This window comes from Roseibium album (assembly GCF_001404515.1).
GTDB lineage: Bacteria > Pseudomonadota > Alphaproteobacteria > Rhizobiales > Stappiaceae > Roseibium > Roseibium album.
Map to the genome: position 1 here is coordinate 40,933 of NZ_CXWE01000001.1, position 22,300 is coordinate 63,232.

Below are 22,300 nucleotides of genomic sequence, written 5' to 3' on the forward strand. Positions count from 1 at the left end.
AGCATAAGTTGGCCACTTGGGCTTTGAACCTGAACTGGAAAAATTTCATGTCGAACGAAGCACAACAGATCTTGCGGAAGAGGCTCGCGCCAAAAGTACTTGTTACGGATCCAGCGATCCTGGAAACCTATCGGGGAGACTGGATGGTTCCGTCGCTTCCCGGAGCGGAGCCATTGGGTCTGACACGTCCGGAAAATACGCAGGAAGTGTCCGAAATCCTCAGTCTGTGCAATGAGTTGTCCATACCCGTTGTGCCTCAGGGAGGGCGCACGGGTCTTGCCGGCGGGGCAGCCCTCTTGCCAGGGTCCGTCGGGATTTCGCTGGAAAACATGTCTCGGGTTGAAACTGTCGATGTCACCGCTGCAACAATGACGCTGGAAGCCGGCGTCACGATGAAGGCAGCGCAGCTGGCGGCGGAGGAGGCAGGCCTTCTCTTTCCGCTCGATACCGGATCGCGTGACAGCTGCATGATTGGCGGAAACCTCGCAACGAACGCAGGAGGCAACCGTGTTCTCAAATATGGAATGGCGCGTGATCTGGTTCTTGGCCTGGAAGTCGTACTGGCCGACGGAACCGTGATGTCCTCGATGAACACGATGCTCAAGAACAACGCCGGGTATGACCTCAAACAGCTTTTTATCGGAAGCGAGGGAACTTTGGGCGTCATCACACGTGCAGTGTTGCGCCTTTATGATGCACCGTTGCACAGGGATACAGCCTTGTGCGCGGCTCCGGATTTTGACGCTGTTAGAGAGGTTGTCCGTCGCGTACGGAAAGCGCTCGGAACAGATCTTTCAGCCTTTGAAGCCATGTGGCCGGAGTTCTATGGATTTGCAACAAATCATGCCTTGAAGCCGCCGCTGGACCACGGCCTCGGATACTATCTGCTGATCGAACAGGAGCGACGATCAGATGAGGCCATGCGCTTCGAAGAGATCTTGGCGTATTGCATCGAAGATGGCCTGCTGGTGGACGTGTTGATCGCGCAGTCCGCTCGCGAAGCGGAGACTTTCTGGGCCATCCGCGATGCTTCCGGCGACCTGCAAACCCGTTTCTGGCCAAATGCGAATTTTGATGTCTCCATTCCAATCACCCGGATCGATGGCTTTGTCAGTTCTTTGCGCGGGGGGCTGGAAGCGCGTTGGAGCGATGCGAAGCTGATCGTGTTCGGTCATGTGGTTGACAGCAACATCCACCTTGCTGTTCAGGTTCGCGAAGACCCGTTTCCCCAGGCCAAGATTGATCTCGTTGTCTATGATTGTGTTGGAGAATTTGACGGGTCTATCTCGGCTGAACACGGCATAGGAACGCTGAAAACCGGCTATCTAGACCGTTCGCGGAGCCCTGTTGAGATCAACATGATGCAGCAGATCAAAAAGGTTCTTGATCCTAGCGGTATCCTCAATCCCGGCAAGGTTTTTCCGTTGCCGGGAGCCGTCGCGTGATCCCGGCGTCCATCGATGACCTGCGCGAGTTGTCGCGCCGGCGTATTCCGAAACTGGTTTTCGACTATCTCGACGGGGCAGCGGGCCCGGACTGGGTGATACGGCATTTCAGCAATGATCTGGACCGTGCGATGGCGCTGCTTGGGTGCCTGACCTGTGATGACTTGCGGCATGCGGAAGTGTTGGCAGGCCCGGTCCTATGATCAGTCCAGGTCATACAGTGCCTCGATTGTCTGATCGACCCTTGCCTCGATCAGCATTGGGCCCTTCCGCTCAAATGCCTGCACGAGAGCATTTTCCAATGACGCTGTGTCCCGGGCCACCTGCGCCGTCATGCCTTGGCTTGTGGCGAGGCAAGCGAAATCGATGCCGTCAATCTCTATCCCCGGCACCTTGTCACTCTGAAACAACTCGCTGAATGCACGCATCGCACCGTACCCGCGGTTGTTCAAGATCAGTATCGTGACCGGAAGATCACGCTGCGCGATGGTCCAAAGCGCTTGTGGGGAGTACATCGCCGAACCGTCGCCGACGATGGCAACAACACGGCCGAATTTTTCTGAAAGCGCAATGCCCGCCGCTGCCGGGACAGCAAATCCCAACCCGCCGCTGGACATTGCAAAATATTCCCGGTGCAAGGTATCGGGGACAAACGTTCTGAAGGCGTTTTTGTGCGACGGAGCTTCCTCCACGAGTGCGGCGTTTTCCGGTAAGAATGCGTTGAGGGTTTCCAGGACGCAATCGGCACTGAAACGCGAACCGGTCGTGGTCTGCGGGGCCGGTCGGGGTTCTTTTTTCCAGTGCTTTCCGGGTGATGTCTGCTGCAGCAAAGCCTCGATAGCCAAGCGCGGCGAACACATTGTACTTTGCACGCCGAACGCGCTTGCCACGGCGTCCGGATTATCATCGAACTGAAAGACCGGGGGCATTTTTCCAAATGCCGAAAGATCACCAGAGACGTGGAACGCGAAGGCGGGAGCGCCAATCACAATGCTGGCATCATGTTTTTTCAACTCTTGAAGCAAGGGCCTTGGCGCAGCGGGGAGGTGGCCGGCAAACAAGTGGTGTGTTTCATCAAAAACCGACCGGCTCGCCATGGGGGCGGTGTACACTGTTGCGCCAAGATGTTCGGCCAACTTGATTGCTGCCCGCCTTGCGCCGCTGCGGGCAACACCCGGTCCCAGAACCAGAGACGGATTTTCAGTTCTCGTCAAAGCAGACACGACATTTTCAACCGCCTGGACATGCGGTGCATGTTCGTCGCTCCGATGTAGCAGTTGCGGCATATCGGCCGGGCAATTCCAGTCATCCATGGGAATGGAGACAAGCACCGGGCCACGCGGATGCTGCATCGCAATCGTGTGAGCTTTCAGCAAGGCGAGAGGCACATCCTGTGGACGTGCCGGCTCGCAGCTCCACTTCACATAAGGCTTGGGCAGTTCTGTTGCTTCCATCGAGCCCAGGAAAGGACGCCTGAGCAACAAGTCGCGACTCTGTTGTCCCGCCGTGATGATCATGGGTGTTTGATTGAGATACGCGGTGTAGATACCACCCATCGCATGGCCGACACCCGCGGCGGAGTGCAGATTTACAAATACTGCTTCACCTGAAGCTTGCGCATATCCGTCCGCCATTCCCACGACGGACAGTTCCTGCAGGCCAAGGACATAGTCGAAATCATCTGGCCAGTCCTGAAGAAAGGGGATTTCCGTCGAACCCGGGTTTCCGAACACTTTCTTCAATCCTAATTCACGCATCAATTCGCGCGAGACATCACGGACGTTCATGTCAGACTTTCTTTCCTTGTTTGGTGCTCTTTCCAGCCACGCGTCGCTTCATCTCGCGTAAACTTCGGTAGGCGAATTCGAATGGATCCAGCCGCTCCTTTTTGGGCGAATACATCAAGGCAACTACCATTCTCAATCAGAGTAAAATGTGACAAAATTCTCATAAAATGGTAATTTAGTTATTTATAGGCTTGTTTTTTCCTAAAATCTGGCAGAAGAATAAAGAGGCTTTTTGAACGTACCGCGCCTTGAAAGCTCTGAAGGGTTGGGAAGAAATTGGCGATCTGTGCACTGGGATATCTGGGAGTGCGATCCGACAATCTTGATGATTGGTCGGAGTTCGCCGGCGGACTTTTGGGGATGCAGAAGGTCGATGCAGGTGGTCAAAACCTGAGTTTTCGCATGGACGACCGGAAACAGAGACTGGTCGTGGCGAATGAACCCGGCGATGCGCTTTCCTTCATGGGCTGGGAAGTTGAAACCGCAGACGACCTTCAACGATATGCGCAAAGGCTCGATACCGCGAACATAGCAGTTCAGCCAGGCAGCCGTGACCTGGCTGACCGCCGTTTCGTTGAGCAACTGATCCAGTTCGATGATCCGGCGGGTAACAGGATCGAGCTGTTTTACAAGCCGATGGTCACAACCGATCGTTTTGTGCCGGGTCGCCCGCATAGCGGATTCAAGACCGGAACACTCGGTATGGGGCACGCGGTCTTGTGCGTTGCTGACCCGGATCTTCTGGTGCCCTTTTACACGGACCTGCTCGATTTCCAGCTGAGCGACTACGGTCTCAAGCCTGTTCCTCTCTATTTCTTCCATGTGAATGGACGTCACCACAGTTTTGCGCTCGTGGGGGGAGGCAGCGCAGGCTTTCATCATTTCATGATCGAGTTCGGAACGCTCGATGATGTGGGTCAGGGGCATGATCTTGCCATCGAACAAGACCTGATCGCTTACACGCTCGGACGTCACACGAACGACTGGATTACCTCATTTTATGCACGTTCCCCGTCCGGTTTCTTTGTCGAAAGCGGGTGGGGCGGGCGGATAATCGATCCAGCTGCGTGGGAACCGCATGAGACGAGTGTCGGTCCCAGTTTCTGGGGACATGACCGACCATATCTGCGCGAAGAATTGCGGCGGAAATTCAAGGAGAAGCGTCTTGAACTGGCCGCAAGGGGAATTCAGGCGCCACCAATCGTGGACTGTCCCTGGCTCTATGGCGAGATCGCGAAATCCGGTTGAAATCAGGACGGTCGGGCAGAATGACAACAAGCGACACTGACTTTGACGTTGCGATCACCGGTCTTGGGCCAACCGGCGCAGTGCTGGCTGCGCTGCTCGCTGACATGGGCTGCAGGGTCCTGGTTCTGGATCGGGAAGCCGACATCTACGATCTGCCGCGAGCGGTGCATTTCGATAACGAGATCATGCGCGTGTTGCAGTGGATCGGAGCCGCCGATCGCTTCAAGGACAAGTTGATTGTCAACAAGGGCATGCGCTTCGTCGACAAGAACAACACCGTGCTGCTGGACTGGCCGCGTCCACAGGAGGTGACGTCGAACGGGTGGTTTGCCAGCTACAGATTTCATCAGCCTGATCTTGAACGTGTGTTGCGTGATAGCCTGCGCGAGCGCGACGGAGCCACCATTTTGCTGTCGCACCAGCTCGACGCCCTGCAAGATATGGGTGACAAGGTCCTGTTGCGTTATGTCGACAGGTTGAGCGGCACGGTCCATCATGCCACGGCCCAGTTTGCAGTCGGTTGTGACGGTGCAAATTCCACTGTCAGGCGCATCATGGGCTCACAAATGAACTCTTTGGGATTCAAGCAACGCTGGCTCGTCGTCGACGTCATGCTGAACCATGAGATGCCGCAACTGGGTGATTTTACGCTGCAATATTGCGATGCCGACACACCGGCAACCTATTGCAGAAACGTAGGCCTGCGACGCAGGTGGGAGTTTGCACTGCCAGATGACCAGACCGATCAACAGGCATCGGAGATCTCGAACGTCTGGCAGCGCCTTTCGAGGTGGCTGGAACCCGAAGATGCGCAAATCGAACGCCGGGCAATTTATACATTTCGATCCGAGGTCGCCGGGGTCTGGGTAAAAGGGCGGTTGATGATTGCCGGCGATGCGGCGCACCTGACGCCGCCCTTCATGGGCCAGGGATTGTGTGCGGGGATCCGGGATGCGGCAAACCTTGCCTGGAAACTTGCCCGGTGTTGCCGCGACGAGAGTGAAATCCCACTCTTGAAGACCTATGAGACGGAGCGGAAACCGAACGCAGCAGAATACATCGGTACAGCCGTGCGGCTGGGCGAATTGATCAACCGAATGGGCAACTCAGGCAAGGCAGAAAGACCGCAGCAAATGCAGGATTTGCAGAACGTCATAGGCCCTGGAATAGGGAGAGCCTCCGATCCGGCCAGGGGCAAAACATTCTCTCAGCCTGTTCTCAAGAACGGAAGAAAACTGGATGACGAGATCGGCCATGAACTGGCACTGATCACGGTTGATCCCGTCGAACCGGGTGAATTCCCTCTGGACGTACGGGTCATCGATGCGCGTGTTGAACCGCCGCTGGCAGATTTGTTGGGTGCTATCGGTGCCACGAGCGTCCTGCTGAGGCCTGACAAACGCATCTTTGCAGTTGCCAATTCACCCGACCAAATCAAAGTCATGCTTGTCGAGGCCGCCGAGCAGTTTCGAAATGTGAACTGAATATCGCGGTATCAACGGCCGGTCGACACGCTTCGATCATTTGCAGTCCGGATCTCGCTCAACCCGGACCTTCTGGTCCGAATGCGTATATCTGCCCGATTTTGCGTGAACCTTGAAGGGGATGACCACAGGGCCTGAAACCGGGCGGCAGTCCGCCGCGCTCAACAAACCCCTGCCGGGCCCAACTCACAATCTGCTTCATTGAACCACCGCAACTAGAGGTTCCCGCCCGGTACCAGGCGGGATTGCCTCATTAGCATTGACCTCCAGGCATCATCTGTCCGGTCGCTCAGAACTCGACGACCGCACGAATTGATTTGCCTTCGTGCATCAGATCGAACCCATGGTTGATCTCTTCAAGAGAAAGCTTGTGTGTGATCATCGGGTCGATCTCGATCTTGCCGTCCATGTACCAATCAACGATTTTGGGCACATCAGTGCGGCCCGAGGCACCACCGAATGCGGTACCGCGCCAGACGCGCCCGGTAACCAGCTGGAAAGGGCGGGTCGAGATCTCCGCGCCAGCCGGAGCAACACCGATGATCACGCTCTCGCCCCAGCCCTTGTGTGCGGCCTCGAGCGCTGTGCGCATCACCTTCACATTGCCGGTCGCGTCAAACGTATAGTCAGCGCCGCCCCCGGTCAGTTCGACCAGATGCGCGACAATGTCACCCTGGATTTTTGACGGGTTCACAAAATCGGTCATGCCAAAATGTTTGCCCATCGTGGCCTTGTCGTCGTTGAGGTCAACACCAACGATCTGATCGGCGCCTGCCAGACGCAGGCCCTGGATGACGTTCAGCCCGATGCCGCCCAAACCGAACACGATGGCGCGTGAGCCGATTTCCACCTTGGCGGTATTGATCACCGCACCGATACCTGTCGTCACGCCGCAGCCGATGTAGCAGATCTTGTCGAATGGCGCGTCCTTTCGGACCTTTGCAAGCGCGATTTCCGGAACGACGGTGTGATTGGCGAAGGTCGAACAGCCCATGTAGTGATGAATGGGTGTTCCATCGAGCATGGAAAACCGTGTCGAGCCGTCAGGCAGCAGGCCCTGACCCTGGGTGCTTCTGATCGACTGGCAGAGATTTGTTTTGGGATTGAGGCAATAATCGCATTCACGACATTCGGGCGTGTAGAGCGGAATGACATGATCGCCCACCTCGAGACTTGTAACGCCTTCACCCACCTCGATCACGACGCCAGCGCCCTCATGGCCCAGAATTGCAGGAAAGATACCTTCTGGATCATCTCCCGAGCGGGTGAACTCGTCCGTGTGGCACAAGCCGGTGGCCTTTATTTCCACCAGCACCTCTCCGGTGCGCGGACCTTCAAGATTAACGTCCATGATCTCAAGGGGTTTGCCTGCCTCAAGGGCTACGGCGGCACGTGTACGCATAGTCTGCCTCCAAATATTTCGCTTGCATTGAGAATAAAAAATTCTCATGATTTGATAATCAGTCTTACAATTTGAGAAAGATCCGTCAACATGCACCTTGAACGACTGATCAATCTTCTGGAGATCATCGCTGTTGCCGGGCGTCCGGTTTCTGTGCTCGAGGTGCAAAAGGCAACCGGCCTGCCAAAGCCCACCTGTTACAGGCTGGTGCAGACACTGGTGGAGAGAAAACTCCTGGATCAGCCTTCCGACGATGGCCACTACGTTGTCGGCGAGCGCCTGATCCGGATTGCGTTGCTGGGAAAATCGGATGTCGATGTCCGCCGCTGCGCCGCACCACTTTTGAAATCTGCGGCCACCAATTTCAACGAAACAGTATTTTTGGCACGATTTCGCGACAGCAAGGTCGAGATCATTCACGTGGAGACCCCGGACGATCCGGGCCGCGCCTATATTCATCCGGGCCTGGGTGAACGCCCGATGCATGCCTGTTCATGCTCGAAAGCGATTGCCGCATTCGCGGAACCTGAATTTCAGGAGAAAATCCTGTCCCGCAGCATGAAGCAATATACCGAGCACACCAAGATCACCGAAGCTGAGCTTCGGGCTGAATTTAAGGAAATATCCGAACGGGGCTTTGCCGATTGCGATCAGGAGATTGACCTGGGCATCGCGAGCGTTGCTGCGCCGGTTTCAATCGGGAATATCGGCGCCACCTTCAGCGTCGGTGCCGTAGGACCCATCCGCAGGTTTGAAAAGAATTATCGCCATGAGATCGGACGAAAGCTGACCGGTCTCTCGGACAAAATCAGTGGAGCAATCCAACTCTGCAATGTCGCGGAGGTCTGAGCGTTGCACTGTTTTTTGGCCCGATAGCGGGCCCGATAATGCGTGTCCGAAAACGGGCATTGTTACTTGAAAGGGAGGAATAACAATGAACCTCAGGCCAGATCCTACATTTCACGCATCACCAAAACTTGCCATGCAGGCACCAGTGGAAAACTACGCCTTTACGGTCATGCTCAGCCCTGATGGATCGCAATCAGATGGCATTGCCGTAGTCGACCTCAAGCCGGATTCCGACACTTACGGCCAGATCGTGCATCAGGTGATCGTGCCCAACAAGGGTGATGAGTTCCATCATTTCGGCTGGAACGCCTGTTCATCGGCACTGTCACCACTATCGGGTCACGCATTTCTTGAAAGGCGCTACCTTATCGTGCCGGGCATCCGTTCGTCGCGCATCTATGTGATCGACGTCAAGGAACCGCTGGAAGCCAAGATCCACAAGACAATCGAGCCTGAAGAGGTCTTTGCCAAGACCGGATACTCACGACCTCACACAATTCATTGTGGCCCTGAAGGCATCTATGTCAGCTGCCTGGGTGGACGCGGTGAAGACGGTACCGGCGGACCTCCCGGCATCTTCATCATGGACTGCGAAACCTTCGAAATCATCGGACAATACGAGATGGATCGGGGCAAGCAGGACAAGCATTATGATTTCTGGTGGAACCTGCCACAGGATTACATGGTGAGTTCGGAATGGGGGCTGCCGCCGCAATTTGAGAACGGGATCGTCCCGGAGGACCTGCTGTCCAACAAATATGGCCACTCGATCCACTTCTGGGACCTGCGCAAGCGCAAGAACATCCAGACAATGGACTTTGGCGAGAACTACCAGATGGCGCTGGAAATCCGACCGGCCCACGATCCGACCAAGTCATACGGGTTTTGCGGCGTCGTGGTCGACACGACCAATCTGCAGGGCGCAATCTTCACCTGGTGGCGTGACGATGACGGCAAGTGGCAGTCCAAGAAGACGATCACCATAGATCCGCGTCCTGAAAAGGCTGAAAACCTGCCGCCACTGCTGCAGGGCTTCGAGGCCGTCCCGCCGCTCGTGACGGATATCGACCTCAGCCTTGACGACAAATACCTTTACGTCGCCTGCTGGGGATTGGGAGAGATGCATCAATATGACGTCTCCGATCCGATGAACCCGGTTCTTGCCGGAAAGGTTGAGCTCGGTGGCATCGCGCGGGGTGCCAAGCATCCTAATGGCAAGGACTTTGCCTATGGCCCGCAGATGGTCGAGATCAGCCGTGACGGCAAACGCGTTTACTGGACCAACTCGCTCTATTCGACATGGGACGATCAGTTCTACCCGGAGTCCTCGGGCGGCCAGATGGTCATGGCCCGTGTCGGCGAGAATGGCGGACTGGAACTCGACAAGGATTTCTACATCGACTTCCCGGACGGTTTGCGCGCGCATCAGATACGGTTGGAGGGCGGTGACTGCTCGACGGACAGTTTCTGCTACCCTTCGGTCTGACACATGCCCGAACTAGCAACGACGACGGCCCTTTGGTGGGCCGTCATCATTTCCGGAATCTATCACGGCATCAATCCCGGCATGGGATGGCCCCTGGCCGTTTCGGCAGCGTTGATGGAACGCGACCACAAGGCACTGCCAAGGGCGCTTGCCATGCTGGCATGTGGGCATTTCCTGGCGATGATCGGCATATTGCTGCCTTTCTCGCTGATGCTGTTCCTCGTCGAATGGGAAGTTGAAATCCGCATCGGAGCAGGGCTTCTGGTGATCGCGATGGGGGTGTATCTGCTTGTCAATCGCAGGCATCCGAAATTTCTGGCACGCGTGCATCCCGCCCGGCTGGTCTTCTGGTCGTTTCTTGCGGCCATGGCCCATGGGGCCGGCCTGATGCTGGTTCCGATCTATCTGGGTATCTGCGAGGTCGGCAGGGATGATGCCGGCCATCTGGCGGCTCAAAGCCTGATGAACAACAATGTCCTGACGGCCTTTCTCGTTGCCGCGGTGCATACGCTTGCCATGATGGTCTCCGGAGGGCTTGTCGCCGTCACCGTATACTTGTGGCTCGGTCTGAAATTCCTGTCAAAATCCTGGTTCAATCTGGACCTGGTCTGGGCCCTGAGCCTGGTCGTCGTCGGCGTCTTTGGCATTTATTCCGCCTATTACGGGCATTGATCCAATTTGATCTGCGTCCGGTAGTCATGTGCCGGCTTCTTCACAAGGGCCCGGGTTGTCCGGATACTCGTCCAGTCTCATTTACGAAATCAGGCAACCCGGATCCCCTGAAGAAATCTGTCGACTTCATTGCGCAGTGACTCTGACTGTCGTGACAGGTCGCCCGCCGAAGACAAGACTTGCGCTGCTGCTGCACTAGATCCAGCCGCGGATTGATTGACCTCGCCGATACTGTCCGAAACTTCTTGCGAGGCAACGGCGGCCTGTTGCACATTTCCGGCAATCTCACTGGTCGCAGCGGATTGCTCCTCGACGGCTGCGGCAATCGAAGCGGCAATCTCGTTCAGGTCACTGATGGCGGAAGTGACCTTGCCGATTGCTTCCGCCGACGTTTGTGTCGAATCCTGAATGGCATTTATCTGCTCGCCGATGTCCGTGGTCGCACTTGCAGTCTGAGACGCCAGATCCTTTACTTCCGAGGCAACAATAGCAAAACCTCGGCCGGCCTCACCAGCACGTGCGGCTTCGATCGTGGCATTAAGCGCAAGAAGGTTTGTCTGCTCAGCAATGTCCTGAATGAGGGACACAACAGCACCTATCTTTGTTGCAGCTTCTGACAGAGCGCCAACTTTTTCGACTGTTTCCTCGGCTTCTGCAGAAGCCGCCTGAGCTTTTCTGGATGAATCCTCGGCCTGACGACCTATCTCCTGGACCGAGGCGGCCATTTCTTCAGTCGCCGCCGCGACGGTCTGCACGTTACTGTTTGCCTGATCCGACGAGGTTGCGACCACGCCTGCCTGCATACTGGTTTGCTCAACCGTGCTGGTCATGGATTGCGCAGTTGTCTGTAGTTCGGTCGATGCTCCCGACACGGAATTGATGATGGAACCGACCGCCCGTTCGAAGTCGTTGGCAAGATCCTCCATCATGCGCTTCTTTTCAGCTTCAGCCTCCAGAGCGGCATTTTGCTGTTCCTGTTCAAGTGTTGCCGCCCGGATCATGTTTTCCTTGAAAACCTGTACGGCCTTTGCCATCTCACCGATCTCGTCACGCCGTGCCACGGAAGGGACTTCGGTGGAGATATCATTCTCGGCCAACCTTGCCATGGCACCTGTCATTCCGGTCACCGGGCGTACGATCGAGCGAGCCGTCAAATAGCTGACTGCGACACCCAACACCAGACCGAGGCCGAGCAGACCCCAGACCAGCCTGGTCAGACTGTCGACGCTCGCCGCAATGTTTTCCGCGTCCTGCGTCATGAGTGCGCGTTGATTGTCGACCATTCCGCCACCACGGATGCCGTTGTCATCCTTTGCCCCGACAAGCGTTGTGAGCAGCTTTCCGGCACGAGGTGCAGCTTCGTGTTTGAGGGCGTAGTTGGCGGCGTCCCACCGCTCAGACCCCCTGATTCCAAACATTTTTGCAGGCAGCGGCGCGAAATTTTCGCGCGACGCCAAAAATCGTTCAAACGCTTCAAGCTGGTCTGGCTTGAGTTGATCCTTGCTGCCGGTCAGGTCCTCGAACCTCTTTGAATTCTTTACCCAGAGCGTTTCGAAATTTGCCTGGAAGTCTTTGTCGCCGGTCAGCAAGAATGCCCGAATGTTCGCCAGTGAAAGACCAAGTGTGCCTCGCACATCGGCCATCATGCCAAGCAATTTCTTGCGTTGGTGCTCGTCGCTGGCCGGTGGCAAATTGCCTTCGATATCGATCATCTTGGTGATGTCCGCGACCATTGATGCTGCAAGAGGGGCCGCCTCCTCGATCAAGATTTTTGTCGCAGGAAACTGATCTGGACTTTTCGCCAGAGCCTCGACCTGGTTCTGGGCTTCGGCGAATTCGTCAAGAACAACCTTGAATGCGTTCCATGAGTCAACGTTCTCCGGATTGGTCCAGTTCGTTGACAGCTCATCGATCTTTCCACGCAGTTGTGCAATGTTTTGCCAGACCGCTTCCCGCTCGACCTTGAAGTCCGGATTTCCCGTCAACATCCATCCACGCAACGCGGCGAGAGTCCCGTAGATGTCCCGAACCATGGATTGACTGCTGTTTGATGTGGGAATTCTCAGTCCGTCGAGCCTTTGAACGTTGGTTTCGATTTGCCTGACGCTCACGAGTGTCGTCACCACCGAAACAACCAGAACGGCTACAAGCGCAAAACACCCGGCATAGATCCTGCCACCAATTTTGACATTGAACATTCCCACTGCTCCCTCCAGCAACGGTTGAATGCAGCACCAGATCAATGAATAATGTGATCTGTCGCATACAATTTTAAGTCGATTTTATTAGAGTTGCTCTAGGTAAATTTATGATTAAGTAAGAAAGTATTTGATGATATTCATGCGTTAGTAAAATTAACTAGTAAACAGCCTATTGTTAATTTTTAGGTCCTTAAATATTTCTACATCACATGTATCGCCCGCTCGTTTTTTACCGATTAAACACTAGGGAATTCGGTTCGAGAATGGTGTGACCGAGCGTATCGTAAAGACCATTGACCGGGACTGTGAAGACTGTTCATTAAATGTTTGGTGTAGCGCGATGCGCAATCGAATCGAATGCTGATTGCGATGGTCTCCGGAGGGTTTGTTGCTGTCACCGGATACCTGTGGCTCGGTTTGAAATTCCTGTCAAAGTCCTGGTTCAATCTGGACCTGGTCTGGGCCCTGAGCCTGGTCGTCGTCGGCGTCTTTGGCATTTATTCCGCCTATTACGGGCATTGATCCAGATTGGCCTGCATCGGATGCGAAAAGCTACACATCCTTGATGCAATAACGGGGCGCGTCTTGTCAGCTGTTGCTTTGTCGTCATTACGCCGGTTCATCAGCCGCCGAGCCTGATTTGCATATCCACCAGAATGAAAAAGGTGGGTCGATTGCAGGCTGCAAAAACGAAAATGCAATCTTTGGCAGTTGAGAATTTAGCCCCGTGACGTGCAGTTCATGGTGCCATCGGGAAGGTGGCGAATTGGCTCGGACAGAAGAATACCAAGCCAGGAGGCATGATTGCCATGCTTGTCCAAAAAAATGCGGAAAGCGGACGTGGACATACCAAGTTGTCAGTCACGGTCGTCTTGAGTGCAGCAGTTCCTGTGGTTATTACACCCCTCCTTGCTAGTTGACCCATCCAAGAACGTTGCGAATTACTGACCAACGCGATGTTGCAACGGCATCTCTCCTACCTTCAATCCAATATTCCTCAAGTTCCTGAATGCCGCCGGTTTCACGTTCAATCAGTAACCAAGTGTTCAGGGCCTTCAGCAGCAGTGGGCTGTCCTTGGCCGTCAGGTAAACTATGGGTACGCGGGTCACTGGCCTTGGTACAACAACCGAAAAGCGCGGGTAGAGTAGGGTCCAGGCAGCGCCTTCTTCGGCCGTATCAATGAATGCATCTGCACCTTTTCCTTCGTTTTCAAAGTAAGCCTGTTGCTCTTTGAATCCCTTGAGTGGAACAAACTCAATCGTGGGAAGACTGGTCGCGGCTGCTCGTGGCAAGGAGTGATAACCACTATACGCGAGCTTCATGTCCTCGGAATCGACAATGTCGGCCCAGGTCTCATAGTTTTTGCGCTGCTTTTCGGGAACAACCAATGCGAGCGTTGCAAGACTGAGCGGGGCCGTCTGCAAAGTCGTTGTCGTCCGATCCAGGGAAACAGTCGTCGAATTGAAGACGGCATCGCAATATCCCGAATCCAGTTTGTCCGGAGCTTTGCTGACTTGATCAAGAGGCAGGAAGATCGGCTCCAAACGGGATCGAAGCGCAAATCGGTGCGCCATTTCAACGTCGAAGCCTACCAGTTTGTCAGCACTGTTGAAAAACGACAGGGGATAATTTCCGGGGATGTAACAAATCCGGATAGAACCTGACGAAACGATGTCGTCGTAGGATCTTGGACCACCGGGCAAGGGGGCTTCCGGTTCCTCGATATAAACGACCGCCTCAGTCTCCGTACCAAGCAACTGTGCTTCGGACAGGACGTCGGCGGCGGTGTAGGGCACCACAATGAAATTGGAGTAGACCACCCGGAACCCCAAAAGAAGTGCGATTGTGACCAACAGGCCAGGCACCAAGCCTTTCAAAAGCACAGGAAGTCGAAACCATATTTGTCGCTGAAGCGCGAAAGTACCAATCAACGCGATTGTGGCGTAGTGCATCGTACCCACGAGAGACGAAAGCCTGCTGCCGATAAAGTCGATGGATAAAAATACACCGAAAAGACTGGCCGGGAGATCTACAAGTTCAAGCGTGAACGGGATCGAAATCGCTGTGCCACCGAAGAGACTGGCAATGCCTCCTAGAACCATAGTGGCGTATTGCGAGACATCCATAGGGGCGCCGACATACCAGCTTCCAAACACGACGAAGCCGAGCGCAAGAACGCTTCCAACGGTTGGAAAACTGTAGAAAGTTGGAATGAGAACATCCACGGAAGACTGAACTTCGCGTTCTTCTTCGGCCTCGTCCTGCGACTGCAGTCTTGGGCGCTCGTCAGTGGACTCGTCAATCAGGCGCTTGCAGGCTTCAGCAAGCATCGGGAGAATGACGAGAGTGCTCCCGGTTGCGAATGCAGTCAGCATCGGTGCACGTAATGTGCGCAAAATTGCAAAATGCCTAAGTGGAGTGATGCTCGAGACAATCGCAGGCAAGAGCCAAAGCGCTGCAATAAGCGCAAGGGCAGCGGAAACCACGACATGGACCTGTAATCTAAAAAGATCATCCGCGCTGACCGTGCCGGCCAGTGCTGCAACCAGAGCAAAAACTCCGATCGGCGACAAACGGGACACTACGCCAGTGATCCTGGCGAGCGTGTCGCCCAACACCAGCAAGGGCTCAATGATCAACTCCCGCCGTGGTGTCACCGTCAGTGCCAGGCCTACAAAGATGCTGAAGACTACAACTGCCGGAACAATTGCGTTGGCCATGGCGTGGAAAGGATTGGAGGGAATGAAAAGCAGCAGGAAATCGACGGGCGTGCCTGCCTCGAGAGAAGATTTTTGAAAGAGGGATCTCTGCGGCCAGTCTGGAAAGGCGAGCGGCATTGACAGAACGAGGCAAATCCCCAGCAACCAAAGAAGTCCAAGCACTCCGCCGCCTGTGCGGGCCAATTTGCCAATTTCGGCGATCTCGAGTCGGCCAAGACCCGTTATCAACGCCACCATGATGTACGGAATAACGGTGATCTGTAGAAGCCGTATGAAAGCTGTTCCGACAAAATTCAGTGGCGCGGCAAGCTCCCCCAAAAAGAGACCGGTAAGAAGGCCTGCGCCCAATCCGATCAGCACCTGAAGAGCGAGATCAATCCTGCCTATGCGCATCGGGGTGTTTCCATTTGCCCTCGCATTTCAAATTGCAATTCAGGTGCTTGTTTCCAGGTTGCGCATTCGATTCATGAGGGTAACGTACTCAGGTTTGGGGAGGAGAGTCACGATGCTCGCGAGAATATCCAAGGCTATGGCGAATTGGCCCATGATTGCGGTGACCGCAATATTTGCATTTGCCGTAAATTCCGGAGATGTCACAGCCCGGGAACAGGCCTGCGAGCTGCAGAATCTTGCTGACTATCCCGATGTTGCATTTGTTTCAGCAACGTTCCTCACCAAACCTGTCGGCCATTGCCGGGTTGAAGGCATCATCAGAACAGAAACCGGATTTGTGTTGCTGCTGCCTGACGACTGGAACGGCAAGTTCGTCATGGGGGGAAGTGGCGGGTTCGCTGGAAACTACGCGAATGCAGCGCAGGATCTCTGGAACGTTGTCGGGAGCGGTTGGGCAACCGTCGCAACCGACACCGGACACAAGGGAAATGCATTGAGCGCAAGTTGGGCCCTGAACAATCTCGAACGACAGGTCAACTTTGGTCACATGGCGGTGCATCGGACGGCGATGCACGCGAAAGCGATCATAAAAGACTACTATGGCACGCCGAGCAGGCGTGACATTTTCTTCGGGTGTTCTCGCGGAGGTGGACAGGGTTTGATGCTGGCCCAGAGGTCACCGGATCTCTTTGATGGCATTTATGCCGGTGCGCCGGCCTACAGCTGGACCGATGAGATCGCCGGGCGCTGGACCCGAGAAGCCCAACTCATGTACCCCAATCCCGACCAGATCACGACACCTGTGATTGATGCCCGTGCACTTCAGGTGCTTGGCAATGCGGTCATGGCCCGATGTGATGCGCTGGATGGCCTGGCAGACGGGATACTGAACGACCCGAGGCAATGCGATATTGATGTCTCTGCACTGGAGTGTGGTACCGAAGGGACCAACCAATGCCTTACCAAAGAGCAGGTTGCGGTAGCTGAGGCGGTCTATGGGAGCCTCTCCTACGGAAATTCCGAGTGGCCAGGCGTTCCGTATGGCGCCGAGCTTCCCGGAAATCCCCTGGGGTGGGAGCGATGGATCACAGGCGGGTTCATACCCAAGGAACAGGTGGACTTCCATCCCGGTCTTGAGGACGAAGTGTTCGAAGCGCCACCCGTTCCGAACGCCCGGTGGGGATTCGCGACCGGTCTGATGAAGTATTTCTTCTATAGCGATCCGGACTGGACTTATAAAGATTATGACTTCTCAGATTATGCGCATAACGCTGCTCGGCTGTCGCCGACACTGGATGCGACCGACCCGAACCTTTCGGAATTCCGCGCCAACGGCGGCAAGCTGATCATAGACAACGGCTGGATGGACGGCTCACTTTCTGCCTATGGGACGATTGACTATTACGAAAACGTACTTGCCTTTGACAAGACCGCGCGAGATGACGTGCGGCTCTTCATCCGTCCCGGTGTCGCGCATTGCCAGGGCGGTCCAGGTCCGGACGGAACGAACTACATTGCGGCCCTCGAGATTTGGCTGAACACCGGTGTGGCGCCTGAAAAGCTGGATGCCCCATTCGTCAACCCGATGACCCGGGAGCCAACAGGCAACGGGCGGATCATCTGCGCACACCCGGGCACTGTGACCTATGACGGGTCCGGCGACCCGAATGATCCGGCGAGCTTCAGTTGCGAAAACTTCGACCTTACCCGGCGCTAGCCGTCAGAGCTTTGAAATGGCTCATTCGCGTTACGCCGGTCACCATTTGCCGTTCCTCGAATTGCCTGCAGGACTTGCGTTTTTGTTCTGATATCTCATCGAAAAAGCCGACATGGAGACCTTCCGCGCAGGATCGCATTGCCAAATTGCGCGGAAGGAGGGGCGGGCGCTTGAGTTCACCAGCGCGCATCCAAAACTCCAAATGTCGCCCAGTGTCACGTTGCCTATATATCTCGCAATCTCCAATGTGCGGCAATTCACCGATGCTCAGGTGCGGGCGACTGAATTCTACTTCGATAGCCTGGCGATCAGTTTTTGCGCCGTCCGGATGCCTGCGATCACATGGTTCTGGCCGCGCGCAAGTTCGGTGCGCGAAAATCCTTTCAGCTCAACCGGACGGTCCGCGATTTTCGTCGCTTCTTCCAGTGAAGGCAGGGGAGGGATGGTCAGCGCGGGGTCATGCCGAAACCGGTCGCTTCGGTTGAAATTCAAGGGCACCAGAATACGCGCCAGCTCCTGGATGACCGTATTTGCAGCGGCCTTGGAAACAATACCCCTTGCGACGCCATCGTAAAAACTCTCCAGATCCGACAGAAGCACCGTCGCGGCCGCACGACAGCCGGAAAGGTCGAATTCGGTTCCTGCCTGGTTCTGGTAGTCGTCGATGGTTGTCTGGAATTCACGCGCCGTTGCCCGCCAGTCCATTGGCAGTACCGATGCATTGGCATTCCTGAATACAGCCAGAAGATAGACCTTGATATCCCTGAGCAGGATGTCCTTGTCCGCAATTTCCAGCGTATCGTTTTCCGTGTGCCAGGCGATATTCATTCCACAGCCACCAACGGCATAATAGCCAAGTTCTTCGCGGTGAGCGTCCGTCATGGCCGATGACAGCATCAGATAACTTGAAAGGCCGATGTCATTGAATGAATAGTCTCCGGCCCGATGGGGGCGTTCGGATTGCAGTTTCTTGCCTGCAACATCCCGAATTACGCCGGCAAGGAAATCATGGGCTTCGGACATGACCGAAACGTGTATGAATTCCGTGGCCCATCGACACCCGGGGCTGTCACAGTTTACCTGCGCGACACAGTTTTCATCCAGGTCGAGCGCAAAGGTATCCGAATACCAGGTTGATCCCGCGTAGCGACCCGTCGAGTGGCCTGGCCACCAGCAGATCTTGACCGTGCGCCGAAGCTTGTCCCGGTTGGCCCAAAGAACGCGCGCAATCTCCAACATCGTTGCGTCGCCTGTTGCATTGTCGCCAACACCCACATCCCAGCTATCAAGATGGCCGTGCAGCAAAACGTATTTCTCGGGTTCTTCAGTCCCGCTGATCGTGATTTCCGGGAGTTTGGACCGAAACCAGCCTTCCTCCATTTCGGTAAAAATCGTCGCATGACCGCCGGACCTTGCCAGCTCGATCAGTGCCTTGCCGGCCTCCAGGTTAACCGCGGCGGCCGGAATGCCGGGTTTTCGGGCCAGGTCGGATGCGCCGGGTATACCCCAGATCGTCGTGCAAATCCCCCAGTGAACATCGATGCCGGGATTGATTGCGATGACGCCGATTGCTCCGCATCCCTCCATCAGGGATATGATTGCAGGACTGGCAAAACCTTCGGTCAGGACGATATTGCCGCGCACCTTCGCTTCCATTTCCGGCCCCGCCTCCAACTGACTTTCGAAGGCATCCTCCTCGTCCATATTCGTCGTGCCGGGGACATAGGCCAGTTGACCGGTCAGGCCAGTCCTCGCATCTGCGCTGAAGGCGGGAGGTTTGGCGCGGAATGTCGTGCCATCTGCCTCAATTCGCGCTTCTCCCGGCAGGCTCAGAAACAGATCCGGTTCGTGAACCTTGACTTCGACACCGTGTGCCTCGAGTCGCGAAACAACTTCCTCCATGCCTCGGTTCACGTCGTCCGGATGTTCGCGCTTGAAGGTGGCGAAGCTCTCTACCAGCGCCCAAGGGTCGTGGATGGTGACTTGATCAAGCAAAGCAGTTTCTGTGGCGTTCATGGGAGCTTCCAGTGTTTTATTCAGTGAAACAATGTAATGCAGAATAAAACACTAGCAGCAAGTCGAGATCATCCGCAACCCGTGTGATCAGGAGTCATTGCAACAAGACGGCGCTATAGATCGCGGGATTTCAAATCCGGCATGAGTGTCAGCCTAGCGTAAGGCGCTTTGAGATTTCCGCCGCGGCCTCGACGACTTTCTCGATATAGCTGGCACGGCGAACTTCATCGAGCCGCGCCGAGGCGCCGGCGACAGAGATCCCGGCGACGATTTCACCGGCCGTGTTCTGGATGGGCGCGGCAACGGAAAAGGCACCATCGTCGAGGTCGTTGGTCGCGACATTGTAGCGGTTGGACCGGATGAGCAGGAGAGCATCGCGCAGGCGTTCAGGATCGGTAATTGTGTGGGGACTGAACCGTTCCAGCGGAGCGTCGAGCACACGGTCACGGATGCTGGGTTCAGCATAAGCCAGAAGCACCATGGACGCGCCTCCCGCATGCAATGGTCCGCGCCTGCCGGTTTGCGCGAACAATCTTATGCTATGAAGACCTTCCCGAGTCGCGATGGCAATCGCGGCTGTGCCTTCGCGCACCACGAGATTGACGTTTTCTCCTGTTTCGTCCCTTAGCGCGTCCATGACGGGGCGTGCGACCTGCAGCAGTGCTCCCTTGCGTCCGACACGTTCGCCCAGCAATGCGACACGATAGCCGAGTGAATAGATCGCTCGCTCCTCGTCGCGCTGGACGTAGCCGTCTTCTTCCAGCGTCTGTAGCAGGCGAAAGGCGATGGACTTCGTCAGCCCCAGCTTCTCCGCCAGTGCGGTGACGCCGATGCCGGGGGTGTCGCCCAAAGCTTCCAGAACCCGCAATGCCCGAGCCACTGCATCAATCCGGTACGACTTCCGCTCAGCTGCGCCTGGTGCTGTCGATGTCACCATTTTCTTCCTTCACTCTATTGATTTTAATTTTCTATGTGTTTTACTGATTGAAGCATATCAAAAATGTTTTACTGAATAAAACAAAATCTTCACCAAAAGGATCACCACTGATCTCATCCGGTGTGGATTTTTGGTGTGATCGGGCGGCCTGCTCCGCGCCTTGGCAAGGCTGACGGAGGCCTCGCGCAACCGAAATGGCCTGAACGCGTTGCGCTCGGGCCCAGTCAACAGGAGAGTGACCTTGAAGACTTTTTTCAAAATTGCCGTGGGGGCCGCGCTGGGGGCGTCGTTTTATGCAACGTCCGTTTCCGCGCAGGATCCAATACGTACAATTCACCTGTTGTCCCGGCCACAGGCAGCGCAACCGGCCGAGTTCCAGGCGATCCAGCTGATTGCACAGGAATGGCGCAAACTGGGTCTTGATGTTGAAGTTGACGTGATGCCGTGGTCGCAGATGGCCAACGCAGTCTGGTACAATCGTGATGACTGGGACGTGACCGCCTGGCAAATGACCGGCCGCCCGGAACGTTCCGACCCGGACGAGATCATCTACAATCTCTTCCATTCATCGACCGCCGACAAGGGTTACAATTTCATTGGCTACAACAACCCCGAATACGACAAGCTGGTGGAAGAGCAGCGTGTGACGGTCGATCCGGAAAAACGCCAGAAGCTTGTGATCGAGGCACAGAAGATGCTGGACGCGGACCAGCCCAACATGATGCTTGTGCATCCCCAGCAGGCCTTTGCATTTGACAAGACGGTGTTCGATCCGGCGACGGTCGTCGATCAGTCCGGCATCGGGATCCGCAGCTACTGGACCTGGTTGTCGCTGGCTCCGACCGGCGAACAAAAAGACGTCATCGTCAACAGTTCCGACAATGTGATCGCGGTGAACCCGCTTTACATTTCCGGTGTTACCGACAACTGGTTGACCGAACTGATCTATGATCGCCTCTACCGTGTCGGGCCGGACGGTCTGCCGACACCATGGGCTGCGGAAGGTCATGAGTGGCGCGACGAAAAGACCATTGCGGTAACGCTACGCGATGGCCTGAAATTCCATGACGGCAACCCGGTCACAGCCGAAGACGTGGTGTTCTCCTATCAGGCAACGACCGGCGGTGAAGCGCCCATGTATGCGCCGTTCGGGCAGAACATCACGAACATCGAAATCGAGGGTGACAACGTCATCGTTTTCACGCTGGCCACACCTTCCGCGTCCTTCCTCACGTCCAGCCTTGCCAAGATCAATATCATCCCCAAACACGTGTGGGAGCCTATCCTGGCCGATCTTTCCTCAAAGGAGGAAAATGCGGAATCCCATCAGGAGGAGATGCCGATCGGTTCGGGCGCGTATAAATTCGTGCGGTGGCTGCCAAATGAAGAAATTGTGCTTGAAGCCAATGCCGACCACTTCAATGCCCCCAAAGCGGACCGCTTCATTCTTCGGATTGTTCCGAATGCGGAAGCAGCGCTAGGCATGCTTCGTTCGGGCGAGTTGAACTTCCTCACAGACTTCCAGGGCGACCCGCAGGTGCTGATTACCGCAGCAGATGAAGATGGCGACCTGCAAGTTGTCTCAACGGTCGACATCGGGTTCCGGTACGTGGCGTTCAATCTTCGGCGTCCTCCCTTTGACGATCCGGCTTTCCGCAGGGCGCTGTCCAGTGCCGTGGATCGCCGGCTGATTGTCAACGCGGCGTTCAAGAAGTTTGCGGTTCCATCGAATTCGGTGGTTTCGCCAGCACTTGAATACTGGCACGCGGCTGATGTCGTTGACGGCTTCAAGGCTGGTCCGGATGTTGCCAAAAGCATCCTCGAGGAAGCTGGTTACGGCGGGGTTGGCGAGCGACTTGCCTATCCTGAAGGTGTCTCGGAAACCCTGGGCAAGTAAGACCTCCGACAAAACGCGCGGTGGCATGGTCATCGCGCGTTTCCA

At 55.6% G+C, this 22,300-nt stretch carries 16 protein-coding genes; 10 read left to right on the top strand and 6 right to left on the bottom strand.

Features of this window, described 5'->3' with window-relative positions:
* The first annotated feature begins 47 nt into the window (after positions 1 to 47).
* A complete protein-coding gene (locus tag LA5095_RS00200; RefSeq protein ID WP_055112517.1) occupies positions 48 to 1,445 on the top strand; it encodes an FAD-binding oxidoreductase in 1,398 nt (465 codons plus the stop codon).
* Entirely contained in the window at positions 1,442 to 1,648 is a 207-nt protein-coding gene (locus LA5095_RS00205; RefSeq protein WP_055110936.1) for a hypothetical protein, read from the top strand. The genes LA5095_RS00200 and LA5095_RS00205 overlap by 4 nt, the downstream gene beginning before the upstream one ends.
* Here the strand turns inward: LA5095_RS00205 and mdlC are convergent, their stop codons facing one another.
* Complete coding sequence (gene mdlC / locus LA5095_RS00210; RefSeq protein WP_055110938.1) at positions 1,649 to 3,232, bottom strand: benzoylformate decarboxylase; 1,584 nt, start codon at positions 3,230 to 3,232, stop codon at positions 1,649 to 1,651.
* A gap of 276 nt (positions 3,233 to 3,508) precedes the next feature.
* Between mdlC and LA5095_RS00215 the strand changes: the two genes are divergently transcribed.
* Positions 3,509 to 4,480: a VOC family protein gene (locus tag LA5095_RS00215; RefSeq protein WP_055110940.1), complete on the top strand. Its 972-nt coding sequence runs from the start codon at positions 3,509 to 3,511 to the stop codon at positions 4,478 to 4,480.
* A 20-nt stretch (positions 4,481 to 4,500) separates the two neighbouring features.
* Positions 4,501 to 5,964, top strand: a complete 1,464-nt coding sequence (locus LA5095_RS00220) for a bifunctional 3-(3-hydroxy-phenyl)propionate/3-hydroxycinnamic acid hydroxylase (RefSeq protein ID WP_055110943.1) — start codon at positions 4,501 to 4,503, stop codon at positions 5,962 to 5,964.
* 289 nt (positions 5,965 to 6,253) lie between these two features.
* Here LA5095_RS00220 and LA5095_RS00225 read toward each other — a convergent pair whose 3' ends face one another.
* Entirely contained in the window at positions 6,254 to 7,366 is a 1,113-nt protein-coding gene (locus LA5095_RS00225) for an S-(hydroxymethyl)glutathione dehydrogenase/class III alcohol dehydrogenase (protein WP_055110945.1), read from the bottom strand.
* Positions 7,367 to 7,456: 90 nt separating this feature from the next.
* Here LA5095_RS00225 and LA5095_RS00230 point away from each other — a divergent pair, with 90 nt between their 5' ends.
* The 3 genes from LA5095_RS00230 to LA5095_RS00240 all read left to right on the top strand — a co-directional run bounded on the left by LA5095_RS00230 (position 7,457) and on the right by LA5095_RS00240 (position 10,373).
* Entirely contained in the window at positions 7,457 to 8,215 is a 759-nt protein-coding gene (locus LA5095_RS00230) for an IclR family transcriptional regulator (RefSeq protein WP_055110947.1), read from the top strand.
* 85 nt (positions 8,216 to 8,300) lie between these two features.
* A complete protein-coding gene (locus LA5095_RS00235) occupies positions 8,301 to 9,701 on the top strand; it encodes a selenium-binding protein SBP56-related protein (protein ID WP_055110949.1) in 1,401 nt (466 codons plus the stop codon).
* A 3-nt stretch (positions 9,702 to 9,704) separates the two neighbouring features.
* Complete coding sequence (locus LA5095_RS00240; protein ID WP_055110951.1) at positions 9,705 to 10,373, top strand: hypothetical protein; 669 nt, start codon at positions 9,705 to 9,707, stop codon at positions 10,371 to 10,373.
* 89 nt (positions 10,374 to 10,462) lie between these two features.
* On the opposite strand, the gene LA5095_RS00245 is transcribed toward LA5095_RS00240, so the two are convergent.
* The gene (locus tag LA5095_RS00245; RefSeq protein WP_055110953.1) at positions 10,463 to 12,571 is read right to left on the bottom strand and encodes a HAMP domain-containing methyl-accepting chemotaxis protein; all 2,109 of its coding nucleotides are present in this window, start codon (positions 12,569 to 12,571) and stop codon (positions 10,463 to 10,465) included.
* Between the two features lie 360 nt (positions 12,572 to 12,931).
* Here LA5095_RS00245 and LA5095_RS32595 point away from each other — a divergent pair, with 360 nt between their 5' ends.
* Complete coding sequence (locus LA5095_RS32595; RefSeq protein ID WP_158510313.1) at positions 12,932 to 13,096, top strand: hypothetical protein; 165 nt, start codon at positions 12,932 to 12,934, stop codon at positions 13,094 to 13,096.
* A gap of 390 nt (positions 13,097 to 13,486) precedes the next feature.
* Here the strand turns inward: LA5095_RS32595 and LA5095_RS00250 are convergent, their stop codons facing one another.
* Positions 13,487 to 15,688, bottom strand: a complete 2,202-nt coding sequence (locus tag LA5095_RS00250; protein WP_055110955.1) for a cation:dicarboxylate symporter family transporter — start codon at positions 15,686 to 15,688, stop codon at positions 13,487 to 13,489.
* A gap of 112 nt (positions 15,689 to 15,800) precedes the next feature.
* On the opposite strand from LA5095_RS00250, the gene LA5095_RS00255 reads away from it, so the two are divergent.
* Positions 15,801 to 17,405 (top strand): DUF6351 family protein, encoded by a 1,605-nt coding sequence (locus LA5095_RS00255; RefSeq protein ID WP_158510314.1) that lies wholly within the window; start codon positions 15,801 to 15,803, stop codon positions 17,403 to 17,405.
* Positions 17,406 to 17,693: 288 nt separating this feature from the next.
* Here the strand turns inward: LA5095_RS00255 and LA5095_RS00265 are convergent, their stop codons facing one another.
* Together LA5095_RS00265 and LA5095_RS00270 are read right to left on the bottom strand one after the other, a co-directional pair.
* Positions 17,694 to 19,421: a M28 family metallopeptidase gene (locus tag LA5095_RS00265; protein ID WP_055110960.1), complete on the bottom strand. Its 1,728-nt coding sequence runs from the start codon at positions 19,419 to 19,421 to the stop codon at positions 17,694 to 17,696.
* Between the two features lie 148 nt (positions 19,422 to 19,569).
* A complete protein-coding gene (locus tag LA5095_RS00270; protein WP_159100757.1) occupies positions 19,570 to 20,355 on the bottom strand; it encodes an IclR family transcriptional regulator in 786 nt (261 codons plus the stop codon).
* Positions 20,356 to 20,599: 244 nt separating this feature from the next.
* On the opposite strand from LA5095_RS00270, the gene LA5095_RS00275 reads away from it, so the two are divergent.
* On the top strand, positions 20,600 to 22,255 hold the full coding sequence (locus tag LA5095_RS00275; protein WP_055112520.1) for an ABC transporter substrate-binding protein: 1,656 nt from the start codon (positions 20,600 to 20,602) through the stop codon (positions 22,253 to 22,255).
* Positions 22,256 to 22,300 lie beyond the last annotated feature (45 nt).